This is a genomic window from Methylobacterium ajmalii (genome assembly GCF_016613415.1).
In the GTDB taxonomy this organism is placed as follows: domain Bacteria; phylum Pseudomonadota; class Alphaproteobacteria; order Rhizobiales; family Beijerinckiaceae; genus Methylobacterium; species Methylobacterium ajmalii.
This window is the reverse complement of the sequence record NZ_JACWCT010000019.1, coordinates 1-21,565: the sequence shown is the minus strand read 5'-3', so window position 1 is coordinate 21,565 and position 21,565 is coordinate 1. Positions and strand designations below refer to the sequence as shown.

The following is a 21,565-nucleotide window of genomic DNA, read 5'->3' as shown; positions in this document are numbered from 1 at the left end:
GGACGGGCGGCGGCAGGAGCCGCGGCCGCAGGTGCCGGGGCGGCGGCCGGAGCCTCGGGGGCGGCCGGAGCGGCAGCGACCGGAGCAGCGGCAGCGGCGGCGTTGCGGGCCGCGTCTTCCTGGTTGCGGCGCTCGGCCTCCTCAGCGGCACGGCGCTTGCGCGCGTCCTCCTGGCGGCGGCGCTCCTCTTCCTCATGCTTGCGGGCCTCGGCGGCCTCGCGCTCGCGGAGCTCGGCAGCCTCGCGTTCGACGCGGCGCTGGGCCTCTTCGGCGGCGCGGCGGCGCTCCTCCTCCTCGCGACGCTTGGCGTCGACGAGGGCGGCCATGCGGGCGCTCTGCTCCTGATCGCTCAGGGTGCGCAACACGACGCCGGACCGCGCGGCAGCCGGGCGATCCTGGCGCGGCCCGCCCGGACGGCCCTGCCCCTGCGGGGCGGAGCGCGCCTGGCTCGGCGCGGCGTCCCTCGGCGCGGCCGGAGCCGGCGCGCCGCCGGGGCGACGTTTCACCGTCTCGACCACGACCGACTTCGAGCGGCCATGGGAGAAGCTCTGGCGGACCGTACCCTGCTCGATCGGACGCTTCGTCGACAGCGTCTTGGCGGGGCCGGTATGCAACGTCTTGTCGCCCGGATTCTTCGTCTCACTCATTCAGTTCAGACCCTGGGGGTTCTCGTCCGTCCCGGGACCCGGCCTCCCGGCGGCCGCCTCCCATCGTATTCCCGGGAGCGCACCCGCCGACCGGGCCGATCCCATTCGATTCGTATCAACCACCGGCCTCCGGGGGGCCGGTCCGCAGCGAAGTCCCATCTTCCTGGACAGCGTCCGGGAGCGCCGCGTCGGTGCCTGTCGGCGCCGTTCCGGCGGTTCCCGGCGTCGCCGCCTCGCCGCGGAAGACGTGGAGCCGACGCCAACGCGCGAGCAAGCCGGCAGTGCCGGCTCCCGCGACAAGGGCAGCGTGTATCACATGATCCCGGCCCAAGGCCATGTCCAATTCTACACCGGACAGGTCGTCGATCACCGGGATCCTCGATATGGCATCGCCATAGCGCCTGCGCAATGCCTGGCCGAGCTTGCGCCGCCCGTCGGCGCTCGCATCGCTGGCATGCACCAAGGCCTTGACCCCGGTCTCGCTGTCGACCGCGCTCTCGACCTTGGTGAAGCCGGTGACGATGCAGCCGCCCTTGTTGGCGAGCGAGAAGCCCTGGCGCATGTCGTCGCGCAAGCCCGCCTCGATCACGTCTGCGAGATCGGGCGCGACGCGCGCGTCCTTCCGCCGGAAGGCGCGCTGGAACAGGCGCTTCTTCACCGCCTCCTGCACCGCCGCCCGGGTCGCCGTCACCCAGGCGCCGCGGCCGGGAAGCCGGGCGCGCAGGTCCGGCACCACCTGGCCGTCGGGGGCGAGCGCGAAGCGGATCATCCGGTCGGGATTGCCCGCCTGCCGCGTGACCAGGCAGGTCCGCTCCGCGTTGGCGCGGCCGCGCCCGACGCCGGCGTCGAGGACGTCCGGCGGCAGCGCGTCCGCATCCTGCGGGTCGTCCTGCATGGTCTCGCTCATGGCTCGGCGTTCCCCGCTCAGGTCGGCTGACGCTCGGCGGTCGCGGCGGCGTCCTCCTCGACCGGCACCGCCTCGGTCTCGGTCTCCTGGCCGTCCTGCACCGCCTCGTCGTCGGCCTGTTCGCCTTCGGCGTGCTCGTCCTCCGAACCCTCCTCGGCCTCCTCGGCCGGGGGCGCCTCGACCCAGCCGGCATGGACGCGGGCGGCCATGATCATCGCCTCGGCCTCGGTGCGGGAGAGCTCGAACCCGTCGAGGAAGCCGGCATGGCGCACCGCCTCGGGCCCGCGGCCCTCGGTGTAGCCGACGAGGTCGTCGGTGGCGCAGCCGGCGAGGTCCTCGACGTTCTTCACGTCGTTCTCGCCGAGCGCGACCATCATCGGGGTGGTGATGCCGTCGATGTCGCGCAGGTCGTCGGCGACGCCGAGCTCGATGCGGCGGGCGTCGTTCTCGGCCTCGATGCGGTTGAGGTAATCGAGGGCGCGAGCCTGGATCTCGGCGCCGGTCTCCTCGTCGAGGCCCTGGATGTTGGCAAGCTCCGTCGGCTCGACGTAGGCGATCTCCTCGACCGAGCGGAAGCCTTCCGCGGCGAGCAGCTGGCCGACCGTCTCGTCGACGTCGAGGGCCTGCATGAAGGTGTCGGTGCGCTCGACGAACTCCTTCTGCCGGCGCTCCGATTCCTCGGCCTCGGTCAGGATGTCGATGTCCCAGCCGGTGAGCTGGGAGGCGAGCCGCACGTTCTGGCCGCGCCGGCCGATGGCGAGCGACAGCTGGTCGTCGGGGACCACCACCTCGATGCGGTCGGCCTCCTCGTCGAGCACCACCTTGACCACCTCGGCCGGCTGCAGCGCGTTGACGATGAAGGTCGCCTGGTCCTGCGACCACGGGATGATGTCGATCTTCTCGCCCTGCAGTTCGCCGACGACCGCCTGGACGCGCGAGCCGCGCATGCCCACGCAGGCGCCGACCGGGTCGATCGAGGAATCGCGCGAGATCACCGCGATCTTGGCGCGCGAGCCCGGATCGCGGGCGACCGCCTTCACCTCGACGATGCCGTCGTAGATCTCCGGCACTTCCTGGCCGAAGAGCTTGGCCATGAATTGCGGATGCGAGCGGGAGAGGAAGATCTGCGGCCCGCGCACCTCGTGGCGGACGTCGAACAGGTAGGCGCGGATGCGGTCGCCGGGGCGGAAGGTCTCCCGCGGGATCGACTCGTCGCGGCGCACGATGCCCTCGCCGCGGCCGAGGTCGACGATGACGTTGCCGTACTCGACGCGCTTGACGAGGCCGTTGACCACCTCGCCGATGCGGTCCTTGTACTCGTCGTACTGGCGCTCGCGCTCGGCCTCGCGGACCTTCTGGACGATCACCTGCTTGGCCGACTGGGCGGCGACGCGGCCGAAATCGAACGGCGGCAGGGTGTCGGAGATCACGTCGCCGACCTGGGCGGCCGGGTTGTGGCGGCGGGCCGACGGCAGGTCGATCTCGCGGGAGTCGTTCTCGACCTCGTCCACCACCAGGAGGTGGCGCGACAGGCGCAGAGCGCCCGTGCGGGGATCGATCTCGGCATGCACGTCGGTCTCGGCGCCGTAGCGCGAGCGGGCGGCCTTGGCGATCGCCTCCTCCATGGCGCCGATCACGATGGAGCGGTCGATCACCTTCTCGCGGGCGACCGCCTCGGCGATCTGGAGGAGTTCGAGCCTGTTGGCGCTGACGACGGCCATCGGTTCAGTCCTTCCTGGGTTGGCGTCTTCTGGGGAATTTATGGGATCGTATCGGGGATCGTCTTTGGTGGGCGCGCGGCTCAGTGGGCGCGCGGCGGCGGCGCGCCCTCGTCCTGGTCCTCGTCGTCCTCGGCGTCGTCCTGCGGCGGGGCCGAGCCGCGCCGGAGCGACTCGCGCACGAGCGCGTCGGTCAGGACGAGGTGGGCCTCGCCGATGTCGCGCAGGGCCAGGTCGTAGGAAGACGGCAGGCCCTCCTTGGCGTCGGGAAGCTCGATGCGCACCGTGTCGCCCTGCGGCGCCCGGATGATGCCGCGGAAGCGCTTGCGGCCGTCGAGCGGCGTCGCCAGCTCGACCTTGGCCTCGTAGCCGGCCCAGCGGGCGAAGTCGCCGGCCCGCACCAGCGGCCGGTCGATGCCCGGCGAGGAGATCTCGAGGTAGTAGGCGCCGCCGATCGGGTCGTCGACGTCGAGGATCGGCGAGATCGTGCGGCTCACCGCCTCGCACTCGTCGACCGACATCGTGCCGTCCGGCCGCTCGACCATGATCTGGACCGTGCAGCCGCTCTGGCTGGAGACCTTCACCCGCACGAGACGGAAGCCGAGGCCCTCGATCGCGGGCTCGATGATCTGCGCGACGCGCGCGGCGACACCGGTCTCGGTGATGAGGCGCTTCTCGGCCGGGTTGTGGTCAGGGGCGTCGGTCATGAGGTCGGTGCCGCGGCGGGGTCCCCGGGAGGAGCCCTGGGAGGGGAGGCAATCTGGCGTTCGGCTCGCGCCCGGGGAGGCTTGCGGCAATAAAAAAGAGCGGGCCCCGGGGGGACCCACTCCCGCACCGTAGCCCCACAGGCCACGAACAGAACTGATGACGGGGAGATAATCCTGCGGGCGGAGAAATGCAAGGCGATCGGGACAACCGATGGGACGCGGCGCGGCGACGGCGGCTCGCGGGCCGTTATCCCGCAAGTTGACGAAGGCAAGACCCCCCGCCCTCCGTGGGCCGGGAGACGGGGCGCCGTTTCCGGAAGGGCCGTACGCCTGCAGGGCGCATTCTGGAACGGCGTCGCACCACCCCTCTCCCGGCCCGCGGAGGCCGCGCGGGCGGGTGATACCGCTCCCGGAACCGATCTTCCGGAAGCGGTATCACCCCACCAGTCCCGGATCGATCGTCCGGGGGGCATCGAGCCAGTGCGGCACCGGCAGGTCGCGGGCGCGCAGGAAGCCGGGGTCGAACAGCTTCGAGGCGTAGCGGGTGCCGTAGTCGCACAGGATCGTCACGACGGTGTGGCCGGGGCCGAGGCGGCGCGCGAGCCGGATGGCGCCCGCCACGTTGATGCCCGACGAGCCGCCGAGGCACAGACCCTCCTCCTCCAGGAGTCCGAAGACCAGCGGCAGCGCCTCGGCGTCGGGGATGCCGAAGGACACGTCCGGCCGGAACCCCTCGAGGTTGCCGGTGATGCGGCCCTGGCCGATGCCCTCGGTGATCGAGGTGCCCGCGGCCTTGAGCTCGCCGGTGGCGTAGTAGGGATGGAGCGCCGAGCCGTCGGGATCGGCGAGCCCGATCGTCACCCCGGGATTGCGGGCGCGCAGCGCCGCCGCGGTGCCGGCGAGCGTGCCGCCGGTGCCGGCCGCGCAGATGAACCCATCGACCTTGCCCCCGGTCGCCTCCCAGATCTCCGGGCCGGTGGTGGCGATGTGGGCCTCGCGGTTGGCGAGGTTGTCGAACTGGTCGGCGAAGAAGGCGCCGCCGGGCTCGGTCGCGGAAAGCCGCGCGGCGAGGCGGCCGGCCACCTTCACGTAGTTGTTGGGGTTGGCGAACGGCACCGCCGGCACCTCGACGAGGTCGGCCCCGGCGAGCCTCAGCGCCTGCTTCTTCTCCGCCGACTGGGTGTCGGGGATCACGATCACGGTGCGGTAGCCGCGCGCCGCGCCCACGAGCGCCAGCCCGATGCCGGTATTGCCCGCCGTGCCCTCCACGATGGTGCCGCCGGGCCGCAAGGTGCCGGCGCGCTCGGCCGCCTCGACCATGAACAGGGCGGCGCGGTCCTTCACCGACTGGCCCGGATTCATGAACTCGGCCTTGCCCAGGATGGTGCAGCCGGTCTCCTCCGAGGCGCGCTTGAGGCGGATCAAGGGCGTGCCGCCGATCGCGGCGAGGATGTCGGAGCGGATCATCGCGGGGTCATCCGGGGCTGGCGGGCCTTCGCCCGCGGGGGTGGCGGTGATGCCGCGAAAGCGGGTGGGCGGCAAGGCCGTGAGGCCGGGGCTCGGCGGCTAGGCCCGTGGGTCGCGACGGGCGGGCGTCGCGCCGGATGCGGCCGCCCTCGCCGCAGCCTGCCGCCGTCGCGTCCCGCCTGCGCCGGGCGGTCGAGCGGTGTCGGTTCGCGGGAGCCTCACGCCCGCCGCAGCCGGAGCGCGTTGCCGAGGACGAACACGCTCGACAGCGCCATGGCGCCCGCGGCCAGGACCGGCGACAGCGACGGCCCGCCGACGAGCCGAAGCCCCCCCGCCGCCGCTGGAATCAGCGCGACGTTGTAGGCGAAGGCCCAGAACAGGTTCTGGCGGATGTTGCGCATCACGGCGCGCGAGAGCCGCAAGGCCTCGGCGACGCTCGCGGGGTCACCGGCCATCAGCACCACGTCGGCGCTCTCCACCGCCACGTCAGTGCCGGTGCCGATGGCGAGCCCCACCTCGGCCTCGGCGAGAGCCGGGGCGTCGTTGATGCCGTCGCCCACGAAGGCGACCGGGCCGTGCCGGTCGCGCAGGGCCCGGACGGCGTCGCGCTTGCCCTCGGGCAGCACCTCGGCCAGCACCGTCGCGATGCCGAGGCTCCGGGCGACGCCCTCGGCGGTGCGCCGGTCGTCGCCGGTGACGAGGGCGACCGCGAGGCCCCGGTCCTCGAGCGCCCGCACGGTCGCGGCCGCGCCGGCCTTGACCGGATCGGACACCGCCAGCAAGGCCGCCGGCACGCCGTCGACGGCGAGGTAGACCGGGGAGCGGCCTTGCGCGGCGAGGCGCGCGGCCTCCGGCGCGAGACCCGACAGGTCGAGGCCGGCGAGGTGGCGCGGAGCGCCGATCGCGACGAGCCGCCCGCCGGCCCGGCCGGTGACGCCGTGGCCCGGCACCGCCGCGACGTCGGCGACCGGCGGCAGGCTCAGGCCCTTCTCGGCGGCGGCCGCCACGATGGCGCGGGCGATCGGATGCTCGGAACGGGCCTCGACGGCGGCGGCGAGCGCCAGCACCGCGTCGGCGTCGAAGCCGGGGGCCGGGACCAGGTCGGTGAGGCGCGGGCGGCCCTCGGTCAGGGTGCCGGTCTTGTCGAAGGCGACGACCCGCACCCCTTCGAGCGCCTGCAGGGCCGCGCCGCTGCGAAACAGCACGCCGCGCTCCGCCGCCCGGCCGGTGCCGACCATGATCGAGGTCGGGGTGGCGAGCCCCATGGCGCACGGGCAGGCGATGATCAGCACCGCGACGGCGTGGACCAGGGCCGTGCCGAGGGCGGGCGCCGGCGCGAGCGCCAGCCACGCCAGGAACGTGAGGCCGGCGAGCCCCAGTACCGCCGGCACGAACCGGGCGGTGACCCGGTCGGCGAGGGCCTGGATCGGGAGCTTGGCGCCCTGCGCCGCCTCGACGAGGCGGACGATCTGGGCGAGCGCGGTGTCGGCGCCGACCCGCTCGACCGCGATCTCCAGCGCCCCGGTGCCGTTGACGGTGCCGCCGGTCGCCGGGTCGCCCGGGGCCTTCCTCACCGGCATCGGCTCGCCGGTGAGCATGCTCTCGTCGATGCGGGACGTGCCCGCGACCACCCGGCCGTCCGCCGGCAGGCGCTCGCCAGGGCGGACGCGGACGCGGTCGCCGACCTGGAGCGCGGCCGCCGGCACCTCGGTCTCGGCGCCGTCGCGCAGCAGGAGCGCGGTCTTCGGCGCCAGGCCGACGAGGCGCGCCACCGCCGCGCCGGTGCGGCCCCGCGCCCGCGCCTCGAGGTGCCGGCCGAGCAGGATCAGGGTGACGATGAGGACCGAGGCCTCGAAATAGATATGGGCGGAGCCCGCCGGCAGCAGGCCGGGCGCAAGGGTCGCGACCAGGGAAAACAGGTAGGCGGCGCCGGCGCCGAGCGCCACCAGGGCGTTCATGTCCGGATGGCCGCGCAGCAGGCCCGGCAGGCCGCGGGCGAAGAAGGACCGCCCGGGCCCGAACAGCACCAGGGTGGCGAGCACCGCCTGGATTCCGGCGCTCCACCGCTCGGGCAGAAGGCCGTTGCCGAGCAGGTGACCTTGGCCGAGCAGGTGGCTCCCCATGTCCAGCGCCACGACCGGGAGCGAGAGCAGGGCGGCGAGGACGAGAGCGCGGGCCGGCGGGCCGGACTCGCGGGGGGCCGCGGGCACAGCGGCCTGCGCCGTCGCCGGGCGGGGCGCGTAGCCCGCCTCCCGGATGGCGGCGTCGAGCGCCTCGCGGGTCACGAGGCCGTCGGGATGGCGCACGCTCACCCGGCCGGTGGCGAGGTTGGCGCTCGCCTCCCGCACGCCGGGCACGGCCTTCAGCACCCGTTCGATCCGGCCGGTGCAGGAGGCGCAGGTCATCCCCTCGACGGCGAACTCGCTCGTCGCCTCGGGCACCGCGAAGCCGGCCTCCTCCACCGCCTCGGCGAGCTTCGCCGGATCGTTGTCTGGCGCGAGGTCGAGGGTGGCGCGGCCGGTGGCGAGGTTCACCGCCACCGCCTGCACCCCCGGCACCCGCGTGAGCACCCGTTCGACCCGCCCGGTGCAGGAGGCGCAGGTCATCCCCTCGACGGGCAGGGTGATGCGACGGGCGGATGCGGTCATGGATGCGGTCATGGCGGCGGTCTCCCGCAGACGTATGTGGGGCGCGGGGCGGCGCCGCGATACGGCCCGTGCCGTCATCGGCCGTTGCGTCCCGAACATGGTTTCGCCGCGCTCGGGCGCCAGAGCGCATGACCGCCCCGGGACACCGACCGGACACGATCGAGCGGTCATGACGCCGGGGCGAAGCGGGAGCGGGCGATGATCGGGCGGGTGCTGGCGGCGGGGGCGATGCTGTGCGGCGGGGCGGGGGCGGCCCTGGCGCATCCCCACGTCTGGGTGCAGGCGCGGGCCGAGCTGGTGCTCGACGGCAAGCGCAACCTCGTGGCGATCCGCGAATCCTGGACCTTCGACCCGGAATATTCGGCTTTCGCGGTGCTGAACCTCGATTCGAAGCGCGACGGCGTGCCGGATCCGGCCAAGCTCGACGCGATGGCGGTCGAGCGCCTGGAGGCGATGGCCGAGACGGCGTATTTCACGCAAGCCAAGCTCAACGGACGCCCCGTGACCTTCAAGGGCGGGCCCTCGCCGAAGGCACGCTACGCGCAGGGGCGCCTGACGATCGACTTCACCCTGGTGCCGCAGGGGTCGACCGGCCCGGTGCGCAACCTGGTGGTGAGCTTCGACGACCCCGATTTCTACGTCGCCTTCGGGCTGCCGCCGGACGACCCGGTCAAGCTGTCGGGCAGCCCGGATTGCGTGCTGAGGCTCAACCGCCCGGCGCGCCAGGCCAAGGAGGGCGAGCAGCTGATCCCCGACGAGGAGGCGACCGGCACGCCGGGCGCCGCCGCGGCGGCCGCCGCCGACTATACCGGGCGCCTGCTCGTCGCCTGCCCCTGATCGGCAGGCACCGGATCCTGGGGCGGAGCGCCCTTCGGCGGGGCGCCGTGCGCCGGGATCAGGGCGCGAAAGGTCGCCCCCTGCCCCGGAATGCTCTCGATCACCAGCCGGCCGCGATGGCGGGCGAGGATGTGCTTGACGATGGCGAGGCCGAGGCCGGTGCCGCCCTGCTGGCGGCTCGAGGCGGCGTCGACCCGGTAGAACCGCTCGGTCAGGCGCGGCAGGTGCTCGGGGGCGATGCCCGGGCCCTCGTCGCGCACCGCGACCTCGACCTCCGGCGGCCGGCTGTCCTCCGCGTCGCGCAGCCCCAAGCGAATCTCGACCCGGCCGCCGTCGCCGCCGTACTTCACGGCGTTCTCGACGAGGTTCTCGATCACCCGCAGGATCTCGTCGCGGTCGCCCAGCACCCGCAGCGGCCCCGGTGCGGCGTCGAGCGTGAGGACGACGCCGCGCTCGCGGGCGATCAGCCCGAGCGCGTCGGCGATCTGGCGGGCGAGCGGGACGACATCGACGGCTTGCGTCGGCGGGACGTGGGCGCGCAGCTCGATGCGGGAGAGCGACAGCAGGTCGTCGATCAGCCGGGTCATCCGCAGGGCCTGGACCCGCATGATGCCGAGGAAGCGCTCGCGCGCCTTGGCGTCGTCCCGGGCCGGGCCCTGCAGGGTCTCGATGAATCCGAGCAGCGAGGCCAGCGGCGTGCGCAGCTCGTGGCTGGCATTGGCGACGAAATCGACCCGCATCGTCTCGAGGCGCTGGGCCGAGGTGAGGTCGCGCAGGAACAGCACCACGTTCGGCCCGGCCCGCCCGGCCTCGCCGCCCTGCATCGCGCCGATCTGCACCTCGAAGGTGCGCTCGGTCGGGACCCGCGGGGAATAGACGGTCTTCAGGGGCTCGCCGGTGCGTAGAACCGTCTCGATGCCGTCGAGCACATCGGGATCGCGCAGCGCGAAGGAGAGCGGGTGGCGCGGCCGCAGGGAGGGCAGGAGCGCGCGGGCGGCCGCGTTCGACTCGATCACCAGGGCGCGGCGGTCGATCAGGATGACGGGGTCGGGGATGTTGGCGAGCAGCGCCTCGGCGAGGCCGTGTCGGCCCCGGCCCGGCCCGGCGTCGAAGCGCGGCACCGGCTCGCCGCGGCGGGGGGCGGCCGCGAGGCCGCCGACCAGGAGGGCGAGGAGGGCCGCGACCCCGGTGCCGAGGTCGAGCCCGTGGTGCCATATCTCGATGGCGGTGAAGACCAGGACGGCGAGGAGGGCGCCCCGCCAGGCCGCCCGGCGCGCGGCCGAGAGCGAGCCGGAGGCGACGGGAAGGAACGGCACCACCGGCTCGTCCGGCAGCGCGTCGTCCCGCGGCGGGTCGCCGGCGTCAGGGCGTGGGGTCGCTCTCGGCGGCATCATCGTCGGGCGCCTCCCGCGGGGTGAGGCGCGCCCGCTTGGCGATCTCATAGGCGCCGAGCGCGGCCAGCGCCACCACGAACGGGATCAGGTAGTAGCAGACCCGGAACAGCAGCAGCGCGCCGAGCACCGATTCCCGCGGCAGGCCGGAGAGCGCCAGCAGCACGGTCGCCTCGAACACCCCGAGCCCGCCCGGCGCGTGGCTGGCGATGCCGAGCATCGCGGCGAGCACGTAGATCGCCACGAAGGTCTCGAAGCTCAGGCCGTGGCCGGCCGGCAGCAGCACGTAGAGCACGCCGGCCGCCGCACAGACGTCGCCGGCGCCGACGAGCATCTGGCTCAGGGACAGCTTCAGGCCCGGCAGCTCCAGGCGCCAGCCCCGCACCTTCACGCTGCGGCGCTTGACCGTGACCCAGGCCAGGTAGGCCAGCACCGCGGCGAGCACGGCGGCCCCGAGCCCCTGGTTGAACAGGGCGCTGGTGTAGGTGAGGTGCGAGAGCGGCCCGGCCTCGCGGATCAGGCTGATGCCGAGCACCGCCCCCATGCCGAGCCAGAAGGTGAAGCCGGCGACGATGGTGAGCGCCGCGATCCGCCCGGGGCTCAGGCCCTGGGCGGAATAGATCCAGTAGCGCACCGTGCCGGCGGTGAAGAGCGGGAAGCCGAGGTTGAAGCTCACCGCGTAGCTGGTGAATGAGGCGAGCGCCGTGGTGCGGTAGGGCACCTTCAGCTTGAGCTGGCGCAGCGCCAGGGCGTCGTAGCAGGTGAGGAAGAGGTAGCTCACCACGACGAGCACGATGGCGAGCCCGATCTGGTCGGGCGTCGCCGCCAGGAATGCGGTGCGCAGCTCGGCCCAGGTGACGGTGGAGACGAGCTTGCCCAGCACCCCGAGGGAGATGACGAACAGCACGACGCTCGCCAGCGTGCCGAGCCAGGCGTAGCGCCGCCGGTGGCGGGCGCGCCGCTCCTCCGCCGGGGCCGCGGGATTGCTCCCCGGGTCCTGCCCGGCGGGGTCCTCGTCGCGCGGCGGCCCGCTCCCTGCGCCCGTGTCGCGCAGGGGCTCGGCCCGCGCGAGGGTCTTGTCCTGATTGGCGAAGTTCATCGCGTCGGCGTCCGACCCCGCTCGTCACCGGCGCGGGCCCGCGGCCGATCGCGGCCAGGCTCGCGCACACAGGTGCCCGGCGGCACTCCGACAGAGCCCCGCTCGCTGATGTCCGCCATGTAGGCCGTCTGCCGACGAATGACCAGACGGACCATGCGGCAACGCGGACGGAGAGGTGGGCGGCTCAACCGGGGATTCCGAGATGACGGGCGGCCTCGGCCAGCCCGGCGGCGATCCGAGCCGGCACCGCCGGGCTGGTGCAGACGTAGGTCGGGCTCGGATGGGGGACCGCCACCACCGGCAGGCCGGGGCGCGACGCGGCGAGGTCCGGCGCCAGCCCTTGCGCGACGCGACCGGACAGGACGACGACCGCGAGGTCCGGCATCAGGTCGACGAGCGGCGGCAGGTAGGCCCGGGCCGCCCGGATCTCGGCCGTCCGCGGCGCCCGGTTGCGGGCGCCGGGGGCGTGGATCACCCACGGCACGGCGTTCCAGATCAGGGTGTCGGCGCGCGGGATGCCGGCCGCGTCCAGGAACCGGAAGAGGTTGGCGGCGGTCCCGGTCGGGTTGTCGCGGGACACGAAGGCGGTGCGGCCGGTGGCCGGTCCCGGGGTCTCGAGGAGCAGCAGCAGGCGGGCCGCCACGCCGCCGTCGAGGGGGTCGGCCTCCGGCACCGGCCGGTCCTGCTCGGCCCGGATGCGCCCGGCGAGGGCGCGCAGGGGCGCGAGGTGCGCGCTGGCCTCCGCGAGGGCGTGGCGCGCCGCGACGGCACCGGGATCGACCAACGTTTTCGGTGCGGCCGGCCCGTCGCTCACGCGAGGGCGAGCCCGTCCGGCAGGGTGCCGGCGAGGCGGAAATGCTCGCGGCCGCCCTCGGCGCTCAGGCGCTCGGCGAGGCCGGCGGGGCCGCCGAACTGGAAGCCGATCTGGCTCGCATAGGCCGCGCAGGCGGCGTGCTTGGCCGCCTCGTCCTCGGCGGACAGGTGGATCGTGACGGGCGCGAGCGCCGCGAAGGTCTCGCGGAACGGCTCCTTCGGGTCGGGGTGGCGCACGGTGTAGGGAAAGTCGCGCCACCACAGCACCGGGCAGGCGGGCGGGCGCGCGCTCAGCGCCCGCACCAGCTGGACGTGGTCGACATGGCCGCCGACGCCCTGCGGCGCGAGCAGCAGGTCGGGGGCGGCCTCCGCCATCAGGCGGGCGAGGACGGGGGCGAGGTCGTCGGCGAGCGGGTCGTCGGGCCGGGTCCCGGCGAAGAGTTCCGGCGCCGAGGCGTAGCCGCGATGCGGCGCCTCGGAAAGCGCGACGTGGACCGGCGGGGGCAGGCCCAGCGCGGCGGCGGCCGCCCGATCCTCGTCGCGGCGCAGGGCCATGTAGTCGACCTCCGGCCCGAGCCCCTTGTCGAGCTGGCAGGCGAGGGCGAAGCCCGTCGGCCCGGGCACGCTGGCGGTGAGCAGCGTCACCATCACCACCGTCCAGCCCCCGTTCGCGAGCTGCGCCAGGGTGCCGCCGCAGGAGAACGCGGCGTCGTCGAGATGGGGCGAGAGGGCGAGGGCTGTGGGCATGGAACTCGACCGACAAACGTAGCGCGGGCCTTCTCCTCTCCCCGCGGGCGGGGAGAGGGCCGAGCCCTCGTTCAGAGGGCTCGGCAAGCCCGAAGGGCGGGGGTGAGGGGGCGTTTCCGGATGGGACTCCTCCGGCACCTCCCCCTCACCCTCGCTCCGGCTTTGCCTCCGCTCGCTGTGCTCCCTGGACGGGAGCACAGCCCTCTCCCCGCCCGCGGGGAGAGGAGAGACGCGTGCAAACCTGGGGTGAGCCTTCCGGCCGCGCTGGAAGGCGCCTCACAACAGGTGCGGCTCGGCCCGGAAGCGGCAGCCCGGGTCGTGCGGCAACTCGGGGTCGAAGGCCGGGTCCGGCCGCTCGTCCTTCACCGCGGCGTAGACGTCCATGATCTGGCGCCCCACCGCCTGCCAGGAATAGACCCGGCGGCACTCCTCCAGGGCGGACGCCGCGAGGCGGGCGCGCAACGGGCGGTCGGTGATGATCCGGTGGAGCGCCTCGGCCAAGGCCGGCACGTCGCCGGGCTGGACCATGAGCCCGTTCTCCTCGTCGCGCAGGCAGTCCGAGACGCCGACAGAGTGGGTGGAGACCACCGCCTGCCCCGCCGCCATCGCCTCCAGGATGGTGTTGGAGAACCCCTCCGCGTAGGTCGGCGAAACGAAGACGTCGCCCATCGCGTAGAGGCCCGGCACCGCGTCGTACTCGGCGTAGCCGGTGAAGCGCACCTCGTTCTCCGGGAAGCCGAGATCGGCGGCGAGCGCCTGGGCCGGCTCCACGTCGGGACCGATGCCCGAGATGATGGCGGAAAACGGCGTGCCGCGCCGGCGCAAGAGGCTGAGCGCGTCGATGAAGTCGAGCACGCCTTTCCGGCGGTCGACCCGGCCGTGATAGAACAGCCGCACCGGGTCGGCGGCGTCGCCGGGCTGCCAGCCTTGCGGCGGGCGGAAGCGCGCGGTGTCGACGGCGCCCGGCACGATGGTGAAGCGCGCGGGATCGCTGCCGAGCCGGTCGCAGACCTCCGCCACGAAGGAGCGCCCGCCGATCAGCAGCGCGTTGGCATGCGCCAGCACCCGCACCATGGCGAGGCGATGGGTCTCGCAGCACGAGCCGACCCAGTGGCCGTCGCCGCCCTGGATCGAGACCACGTTTGGCACGCCGAGGCGTTGCGAGGCGATCAGAGTGGCGAAGCCCGTCGGGTAGCCGTACTGCGCGTGCAGCACGTCGAACGGCTTCTTCGCGTGCTCGGCCGCGATCGTGTCGACCATCGTGGCGATGTCGCGCTCGAAGTCGCCGCTCTCCTGCTCGCCCTGCTGTTCGAGGCCGATCACCCGCACGCCCGGCACCGGCGGCGGTGGGCCGCCGCCATAGACCTTGGTGCCGAAGGCATCGCCCCGGTACTGGCTCACCATCGTGACGTCGTGGCCGGCGCCGACCAGTTCGCGCAGGAGGTTCTGCGCGTAGACGCTCATGCCGGAGATCGCCGGGAAGTAGCGCCGGCTGACGAAACAGATCCTCATCGACGGCACTCCCGGAGATAGCGCAGCGAATCCGGGATCATCCGGTCGGCCCGGTGGCTCTCGCGCGAGAGCTCGACGCAGACGAGCCTGTCGAAGCGGATGGCTTCGAGGGCGTCGAGCACGCCCGGCACATCCATGTCGCCCTCGCCGAAGGGCAGGTGGATATGGGTGCCGCGCGCCATGTCCTCGATCGCCACGGTGCCGAGACGGTCGGCGAATTCATGCAACGCCGCCGCCGGCTCGCGCTCCTGCGTCACCAGGCAGTGGCCGGTATCCAGCGCCAGGTTGAGGCCCGGGACGTCGAGGGCGGCGTAATCGTCCAGGGTCTCGACCAGCATGCCGGGCTCGGGCTCCAACGCCACCACGACCCGGCGCTCGGCCGCGTAGGCGACGACCTGCTCGAGGCCGTCGCGCAGCCAGAGCTTCGCCTGCGCCGGATCGATTCCGGGCTTCGGCACGCCGGCCCAGAACGACACCGCCTCGGAGCCGAGGATCGCCGCGATGTCGATCGCGCGGTGCAGGAAGGCGACCCGGCGGGCGCGGCCCGCGGCGTCGGCGGTGACCAGGGTCGGCTCGTGCTTGGCGCGCGGATCGAGGAGGAAGCGGGCCCCGGTCTCGATCACCGAGCCGAGGTTCAGGCCGTAGAGCCGGCCGCGCACCCGCTCGGCTTGCCCCGCCCAGTTCTCGGCGAAGGGGTCGAGGTGGTGGATGTCGAGGGTGAGCGCAACGCCGTCGTAGCCGGCATCGGCGATGAGATCGAGGGCGTCGTCGAGGCGGTGGTTGGCCGCCCCGTTGGTGTTGTAGGCGAAGCGCAAGCTCATGCCGCCCTCCCCCGACGCTCCAGGCGGAACGGCGCGTGGTGCGATTCCGGCTCGCGGTAGAGCGGATAGAGCGGGCCGACGATCCGTTCGGCCAAGGCGACGTCGAAGAGCGGCTGGCCGCCGAAGCGCTCCAGCGCCTCGGGCGTCAGGCGCACCGGCCGCAGGGTCTCGCTCTCCTGGCCGAAGCGGATCAGCGGGTGGTCGCGCTCGATGAGCTTCCGGGTGTTGCGCTCGCCGATGCGGTAGTAGCTCATGGTCTCGACCTCGAGCCCCGGCACGATCGCCTTGACGATGCCTACCCCGCCGCCCGGCGGCGAGGCGTCGACGTAGAGCACGTCGAACCCTTCCGCCTCCAGGCGCTCGCGGGCGATGCGGGCGCGGTCCTGGCCGGTGGGGGCGGCTTGCGTCGGCAGGTCGGTGAAACGCTTGGTGGCGCGCTCGGAATAGACGGTGCCGGCGAGGTAGTCCCGCAGGGTCTCGGCCGGCTTGTCGATCCAGTCGAGCATCGCGGCGAGCGCCCTGCCCTCCTCGAGGTCGAGGCTCGGCAGCGCCTTCTCGATGAAGGCGTCGACGTAGCCCGGCGGCGTGATCGAGCGGGCGAGCGCCAGCGGACCGTGCCCGAAGGTCTTGCGCACCCGTGCCGCCTGGAATTCCAGGATCGCCTTGCGGAGCGCCCGCTCGCGGTCGGGATCGCAGGCCTCGCCGCAGGCCGAGAGCGCGATCGGCGCGGGCGTGCGCGAGGCGTCGAGGTCGTAGCCGACGCAGTAGACGTTGGTGAAGCCGAACTGGTCGGTGGCGAATTTCGGCATCGCGCGGATGCCGAGGGCCTCCAGCCGGTCGAGCATCGCTCGCGTTTCCGGTCCCAGGCCCTCCGAGGTGTCGAGCATCACGCCCTGGTCGAGGGCGCGGAACAGGAGGCCGTTGCCGTCGCGCTGGAGCAGTTCGAGGAGGCCGTGCCCGAGGGCGAACGCGACGTCGGGCCCGGCGCCGAGCCCGTTGGTGATGAGGTTGGTGAAGGGCTGGTAGCCCTCCGACAGCTCGAAATAGTCGGTCGCCGCGAGGTCGAGCGGCATCAGCACCGTCTCGCCGGTCCGCGCCCGTACCGTGCCGGTCCATTCGAGGACGGTGTCGCGGTTAACGGGGCTCCCCGCCGGCAAACCGAGGGTGAGCGGATCGGCGACGGCGTTCGCGCCGAACACCCGCACGAGGTCGTGGTAGCTGGCTCGCTCCTTCTTGCGCGGGATCAGTGCCAGGCTCGGCATCAGGTTCTCGGCGATCTCGGCCACCGAGCCGATGATCGCCTCGTCGTCGGTGGCGCCGTAGCCTATGCCGCTCGGCATCGCGCCGACGAAGTAGGGGTCGTCGAGGAAGAGCGAGACGAACCAGCACGGCACCCCGGTGCGGTCGAGGGGGGCGAGCGGAAAGCCGACGATCTTTCCCGGCGGCAGCACGTCGAGATAGGCCTTGACGGCGTCCGGCAGGCGCTCGGGCAGGCCCTCGATGACGCGCGGCTGGCGGTAGGCGTAGGGGCGGGGTGCGGCGGGTTTGTCCACGAGCGATCAGACTCCTCGGGGGCCGTCAGGCGGCCGGCGCGACGGGGGATGGGGCGGGACGGTGCGACGGGGAGGCGGCGTAGGCGCGGGCCAGCAACCGCATGGTGTGGAGGTCGCGGGCGGCCGACCAGGCGTCGCGGCCGGCCGGATCGCGCAAGGAGCGCCCGAAGGCCCGCACCTGCTCCAGGAACGGCGAGGCCTCGGTGTCGAAGGGCAGCGGCGTGCTCTCGCCCGTGGCGCCGTCGATGAAGGTGACGCGGCCGCCGGCCTCCTGGCCCATCGTGTTCTGGGCGACGAGCAACCCTTTCGTGCCGGCGATCTCCAGGCGGCGGCGCGGCAGCGCGTCGGGGCAGTTGTAGGCGACGTGGAGGCTCGCGAGCACGCCGGAGCCGGTGCGGCCGATCAGCAACGCGCCGTCGTCGACGGCGTAGTCCTGGGCGCGGGCCTGGGTCAGGGCCGTGATGTCGAGGATCGGCTCGTCGAGGAGGAAGTCGGTCAGGTCGAGGCCGTGGGGGGCGAGGTCCATGAGCGCGCCGCCGCCGGCCTGGGCCTGGTCGATGCGCCAGTTGGCCTGCCCGGGAATCGCCGTCCAGGCCCGGTCGAGCCAGCAGGCGTAGACGATCCGGATCGCCGTCACGGTGCCGACCCGGCCGGCGCGGATCGCGTCGCGCAGGAGCCGGTGGGCCGGGTGGTGGCGCTGGTCGAAGGCGGTGCCGTAGAACGCCCCGGTGCGGGCGACCGCCGCCGCCATCGCCTCGGCATCGTCGAGCGCGGCCGCCATCGGCTTCTCGCACAGGATCGCCTTGCCGGAGGCGGCCAGCGCCTCGACGGCGCCGCGATGGAGGTGGTTGGGGGTCGCGACGTAGACCGCCTCGACCTCCGGCTCGGCGATGAGCCCGGCGAGGTCGGCGTGGGCCCGCGCGCCGAGCGTCGTCGCGGCGTCCCGCGCCTCGGCGCCCGGATCGCAGACCGCGACGAGGCGGTGGCCGGCCTCCCGGATCGCCGGCGCCATGAAGTCCCGGGCGACCCAGCCGAACCCGACGATGCCCCAGCCGATCGAATCTCCCATCACCAGCGCTCCGGCAGATCGACGAACTCGCGGGAGCGGGCGCGATCGAGGGTGTCGGGGGTCATCTCCAGGGTCTCGGGGCCCGGGGAGTGCGACGGGTAGGTGGCGCGGGCGGCGTATTCGTCGCGGTAGCGCTCGGAGGGCCAGGCGATGGCATAGCCCCCGGCGGGGTCCGGCGCGTAGAGCGGATTGAGGCGCAGGTGCGCGCCCTCCCGCGGCAGGGTCAGCCCGTCGACGAGGGGGCGGGGCGCCGGGCGCATGCCGGGGCCGCAGACCACCGAGAACGCCTCGGCGTGGTCGAGGGCGGCGGGCGCGGCCGGGACCGGGGCGCGGGCCTCGACCAGCGCCAGGGTCAGCTCGTCGTCGTCGTAGACGAGCCCGTCGGGAAACAGCTCCTCGATCTCGGACGCCGAGACCGCGTGGCCGGCCGAGAAGCCGGGCCGGGCGCTGTTGTGGACGTGGCTCAGCGCCAGCCACCCCTCCTCGCCGGCGGTCTTGCGCAGGGCGTCGAGGATGCGGGCCTTCTCGGGCAGGAAGTAGAATGCGTCGTGGCACATCACGAGGTCGACCGGCGCCTGGTCGATCGGCCAGTGCGGCGAGGCGGCGTCGAAGCAGACGAGCTGAGGCCGCTGCCCGGCGACCCAGTGGCGGGCGACCCAGAGCTTGGCGAAGACCACGTCGCCGCCCGAGACCCGCACGCCCCGCCCCTGCAGCTCGCGCAGGTAGTGTCCGATGCCGCAGGCGAGCTCGAAGGCGCAGAGGGGCTTGTTCCAGTGCGCCTCCAGCAGGGCGAGGCCGGCGAGATAGGTCGGGTCGGTCCAGCGGTTGACGAAGTAGTCGCCGACCCGGCCCCAGCCGAGGCGGGCGCAGGCCTCGCGCAAGGAGACGTACTTCATGTCGCGCACGAGGTCGCGCAGGGCGACGGGGTCGGCCTTCGGGCCGGTCCACCACTCGTCCTGGTCGGCGAGCAGGAGTTCGAGGGCGTGGCCCGGCGCGCCCTTGTCGAGATGGCCCAGCACCTCGCCGACGAGGCCGTCGCGGCCGACCCGCAGGTAGGGGATGCCGTCGACCACCGGCCAGCGCGGGCCGCGCTTGCCCTCGCGCAGGGAATGGGGCGTGTCGTGGTGCAGCGCCTCGCCGGTGACCGGCGAGAGGAGCCCGAACGGGATCACGGTTGCGTTTCCTCGCGGCGCCCGCCCCGCGGCGGGTTCTGACGGGAGATAGGGCGCGAACGCCGGATGGGGCGCGGATGCCGGGGGCATCCGCGCTTCCGCCTCACGGCAGACGCATGTCGGCGAGCACCCGGTCGTGGAAGCCCTTAACCGGACCGTCATGCACGAGCGCCATCTCGCCCAGCACCGTGTCCATGGTGAGCGAGGCCGCCCGCAGGTGCTGGGCGATCTGCAGCACCCGGTCGACCACGTCGGCGGCGTGGAAGGCCCGGCCCTCCGCCGTGCGATCGTCCGCCAGGATCTTTCGGGAGGAAGCGACGACCCCGCGAAGCGGCGCATCCAGCTCCGAGAGCGCCCGCTCGCTCAAGGTGGCGATCACCGCGTCGAGATGGTCGCCGAGCAGGATCTCGCCGGTGAAGCCCGCATCCGGCATCAGCGCGTTGTGCAGGTGGTGGGCGAGGGCCGCGACGAACACCGTGGTCGGATCGGCGCCGTAGAACGGACTCAACGCGACGCCGTAGACCGCCACCACGAGGCAGTGCTCGGCGTGGTTCTCCGGCGGCTCGAGCAGGATGCGCGGCTTGCCCGGGCAGGTGACGCCGGCCCGCGGCTGGTCGGCCTGGAGCAGCGCAAATTGCGGCAACGGGCCGGGCGTCCAGTCCCGCGGCGCCGAGAGGCACGCCCGCAGGCGCTCGGCGAGGACCGGATCGAGCGGACCCGCCACCTCGTCGAAGCCCCGCACGAGCACGTCGGAGGCCTGCCCCGGCGAGAGGCCCGCGACGGCGAGGAAAGCCGCGTCGAGGTCGCCGAGACGGGAGGCGGCCAGCGCCTTGGCGGTGATGTCGAGGGCGAGCGCCGCCGGGTCGGCCCCGCCGGTCAGCGCCGCCCAGGCCTGGAGGAAGAGCCGCTCGGCGATCGAGCCGTCGCGCCCGGCGGACCGGACGCGCTTGATGTCGTTGAGCTCGACGAGGAGCTCGCGCAGCGGAAGCGGGGCCTGAGCCCCGCCCGCCAAATCGTGGCTAGCAGCCATTCCTAGTGGACGCCGAGCCAGTCGAGCAGCATGCGCTCCTGCACGCCGAAGGCGTGCTCGGGGCCGTGGCCGTTCTTCACCATCGGCGCCTTGAAGAACGTCGACAGCTGCTCCTGCACGCCGCCGTCGCCGCGCTTCTTCGCCAGATCCAGCACGCGGGCGATCTCGATCACCAGGGGCGCGGCCAGGATCGAATCCTTGCAGAGGAAGTTGACCTTGATCTGCATCCGCTGACCGAGGAAGCCGGTGACGTCGATGTTGTCCCAGGCTTCCTTGTCGTCGCCGCGCGGGCGGTAATAGTGGATGTGGACCAGGTGATCCTCGACCGGATAGCCGAGGATCGAGTCCAGCACCGTGCCCTTGGTGTTGAGCTTGGACTGGAGCGAGTCCTTGTCGTTCAGCGCCAGGCCGTCACGGTTGCCGAGGATGTTGGTCGAGAACCAGCCGTCGACGTGGAGCGCGCGCGCCTTCAGCGCCGGCGCCAGCACCGTCTTCATCATGGTCTGGCCGGTCTTGCCGTCCTTGCCGGCGACCGGGACGTTGAGCTGCTTTGCCAGATCGATCAGCGCGGGCACGTCGGCGGCGACCGACGGGGTGAAGTTGGCGTACGGGATGCCGTTCTTGATCGCCGCGTAGGCGTACAGCATCGCCGGGCTGATCGCCTCGTCGCTCGAATCGAGGCCGCGCTCGAAGGCGGCGGCCGAGTTCAGCGTCGGATCGTCGAGGTCGGGCCAGCGCTCGGTCGAGGCGAGGTTGACGACCACCACGTCGTCGACGCCGGATTCCTCGCGGAAGCGCTTGAGGTCGCCGGCGATGCAGTCGACCGCCTCGCGGTGGTCCTTGGCGACGATGCGGTTGCCGCCGTCGATGTTCTTGCAGAACTTGGCGCTGCCGACCGCCGGCCACGGCTTCATGCCGTTGAGCACCTGGGCGCCGTTCTCGATGTCCTGACGGGTCAGGACGCCGTGCCCGGTCGCCGCGGCGCCGAGGTCGTCGCCGTTGAGGTCCCAACCGCCGAAGACGAGATCCTTGTAGCCGACCATCCCGGCCACGGCGTGGCCCGCAAGGGGCAATCCATCGAGGCGGTTCGAGCCGGACTTGATCATCTCGATACCGGCGATGGCGGTGGTGGCGACGGCCCCCCCCATCCCGACGAAAGCGACGCCGACGCGCCGACCGGGCTGAATGCTCATCGGTAGGGATTGTCCTCTCTCAGACCCGCGGACCCCGGGCGGGGCGATGGGGCACTCGTTCGCCCACTCCGCGTGGCGACTGGAAATGCCCCGGGGAGTATTTGGTTCCGAGGTCGCGCACGATTTTTTGGTCATTCGTCATTCGGGGTTGATGGACGAGAGGCGGGCTCGAAGCCCGCTTCGTCGTTTGGGGTTGATAGACGCCCAGGCCACAGGCAGGAAACAGCGTGAGGC

At 73.2% G+C, this 21,565-nt stretch carries 17 protein-coding genes and 1 pseudogene; 1 reads left to right on the top strand and 17 read right to left on the bottom strand.

The window, feature by feature from the left end:
- From HPY23_RS03195 to HPY23_RS03170, 6 genes and pseudogenes are all read right to left on the bottom strand, one after another.
- On the bottom strand, window positions 1-647 hold a 647-nt coding region (locus tag HPY23_RS03195), incomplete at its 3' end, for a translation initiation factor IF-2 associated domain-containing protein (protein ID WP_200649556.1).
- 115 nt (window positions 648-762) lie between these two features.
- Window positions 763-1,554: an RNA-binding protein gene (locus HPY23_RS03190; RefSeq protein ID WP_091885898.1), complete on the bottom strand. Its 792-nt coding sequence runs from the start codon at window positions 1,552-1,554 to the stop codon at window positions 763-765.
- 17 nt (window positions 1,555-1,571) lie between these two features.
- Window positions 1,572-3,275 carry a transcription termination factor NusA gene (gene nusA, locus HPY23_RS03185; protein ID WP_060849704.1) on the bottom strand — a complete coding sequence of 568 codons (1,704 nt, stop codon included), beginning with the start codon at window positions 3,273-3,275 and terminating at the stop codon, window positions 1,572-1,574.
- A 113-nt stretch (window positions 3,276-3,388) separates the two neighbouring features.
- Window positions 3,389-3,979 (bottom strand): annotated as a pseudogene (gene rimP / locus HPY23_RS03180) (ribosome maturation factor RimP); the annotation flags it as partial.
- A gap of 435 nt (window positions 3,980-4,414) precedes the next feature.
- Entirely contained in the window at window positions 4,415-5,446 is a 1,032-nt protein-coding gene (locus HPY23_RS03175; protein ID WP_060849702.1) for a cysteine synthase A, read from the bottom strand.
- A 218-nt stretch (window positions 5,447-5,664) separates the two neighbouring features.
- Window positions 5,665-8,106 carry a heavy metal translocating P-type ATPase gene (locus HPY23_RS03170; RefSeq protein ID WP_276530181.1) on the bottom strand — a complete coding sequence of 814 codons (2,442 nt, stop codon included), beginning with the start codon at window positions 8,104-8,106 and terminating at the stop codon, window positions 5,665-5,667.
- 186 nt (window positions 8,107-8,292) lie between these two features.
- Here HPY23_RS03170 and HPY23_RS03165 point away from each other — a divergent pair, with 186 nt between their 5' ends.
- On the top strand, window positions 8,293-8,931 hold the full coding sequence (locus tag HPY23_RS03165) for a DUF1007 family protein (protein WP_091885890.1): 639 nt from the start codon (window positions 8,293-8,295) through the stop codon (window positions 8,929-8,931).
- Here HPY23_RS03165 and HPY23_RS03160 read toward each other — a convergent pair.
- From HPY23_RS03160 to HPY23_RS03110, 11 genes are all read right to left on the bottom strand, one after another.
- A complete protein-coding gene (locus HPY23_RS03160) occupies window positions 8,898-10,247 on the bottom strand; it encodes an ATP-binding protein (RefSeq protein WP_418888670.1) in 1,350 nt (449 codons plus the stop codon). The genes HPY23_RS03165 and HPY23_RS03160 overlap by 34 nt on opposite strands.
- A 46-nt stretch (window positions 10,248-10,293) precedes the next feature.
- Window positions 10,294-11,421 carry a lysylphosphatidylglycerol synthase domain-containing protein gene (locus HPY23_RS03155; RefSeq protein WP_060849699.1) on the bottom strand — a complete coding sequence of 376 codons (1,128 nt, stop codon included), beginning with the start codon at window positions 11,419-11,421 and terminating at the stop codon, window positions 10,294-10,296.
- A gap of 184 nt (window positions 11,422-11,605) precedes the next feature.
- Complete coding sequence (locus tag HPY23_RS03150) at window positions 11,606-12,235, bottom strand: uracil-DNA glycosylase (protein ID WP_091885887.1); 630 nt, start codon at window positions 12,233-12,235, stop codon at window positions 11,606-11,608.
- Window positions 12,232-12,981: a PIG-L deacetylase family protein gene (locus HPY23_RS03145; protein ID WP_091885884.1), complete on the bottom strand. Its 750-nt coding sequence runs from the start codon at window positions 12,979-12,981 to the stop codon at window positions 12,232-12,234. Before HPY23_RS03145 ends, HPY23_RS03150 begins: the two co-directional genes overlap by 4 nt.
- Before the next feature lie 276 nt (window positions 12,982-13,257).
- Window positions 13,258-14,493: a glycosyltransferase family 4 protein gene (locus HPY23_RS03140; RefSeq protein ID WP_091885881.1), complete on the bottom strand. Its 1,236-nt coding sequence runs from the start codon at window positions 14,491-14,493 to the stop codon at window positions 13,258-13,260.
- Window positions 14,490-15,314 carry a sugar phosphate isomerase/epimerase family protein gene (locus HPY23_RS03135; RefSeq protein WP_091885879.1) on the bottom strand — a complete coding sequence of 275 codons (825 nt, stop codon included), beginning with the start codon at window positions 15,312-15,314 and terminating at the stop codon, window positions 14,490-14,492. Before HPY23_RS03135 ends, HPY23_RS03140 begins: the two co-directional genes overlap by 4 nt.
- Window positions 15,311-16,867: a YcaO-like family protein gene (locus HPY23_RS03130; RefSeq protein ID WP_091885875.1), complete on the bottom strand. Its 1,557-nt coding sequence runs from the start codon at window positions 16,865-16,867 to the stop codon at window positions 15,311-15,313. Before HPY23_RS03130 ends, HPY23_RS03135 begins: the two co-directional genes overlap by 4 nt.
- Window positions 16,868-16,892: 25 nt before the next feature.
- Window positions 16,893-17,936, bottom strand: coding sequence for a Gfo/Idh/MocA family protein (locus HPY23_RS03125; RefSeq protein WP_060849693.1), 1,044 nt, complete (start codon window positions 17,934-17,936; stop codon window positions 16,893-16,895).
- Window positions 17,936-19,108 (bottom strand): class I SAM-dependent methyltransferase, encoded by a 1,173-nt coding sequence (locus tag HPY23_RS03120; protein ID WP_091885871.1) that lies wholly within the window; start codon window positions 19,106-19,108, stop codon window positions 17,936-17,938. Before HPY23_RS03120 ends, HPY23_RS03125 begins: the two co-directional genes overlap by 1 nt.
- A gap of 103 nt (window positions 19,109-19,211) precedes the next feature.
- The gene (locus tag HPY23_RS03115; RefSeq protein ID WP_060849691.1) at window positions 19,212-20,138 is read right to left on the bottom strand and encodes an HD domain-containing protein; all 927 of its coding nucleotides are present in this window, start codon (window positions 20,136-20,138) and stop codon (window positions 19,212-19,214) included.
- Between the two features lie 2 nt (window positions 20,139-20,140).
- Window positions 20,141-21,331 carry an inositol-3-phosphate synthase gene (locus tag HPY23_RS03110; protein ID WP_060849690.1) on the bottom strand — a complete coding sequence of 397 codons (1,191 nt, stop codon included), beginning with the start codon at window positions 21,329-21,331 and terminating at the stop codon, window positions 20,141-20,143.
- Window positions 21,332-21,565 lie beyond the last annotated feature (234 nt).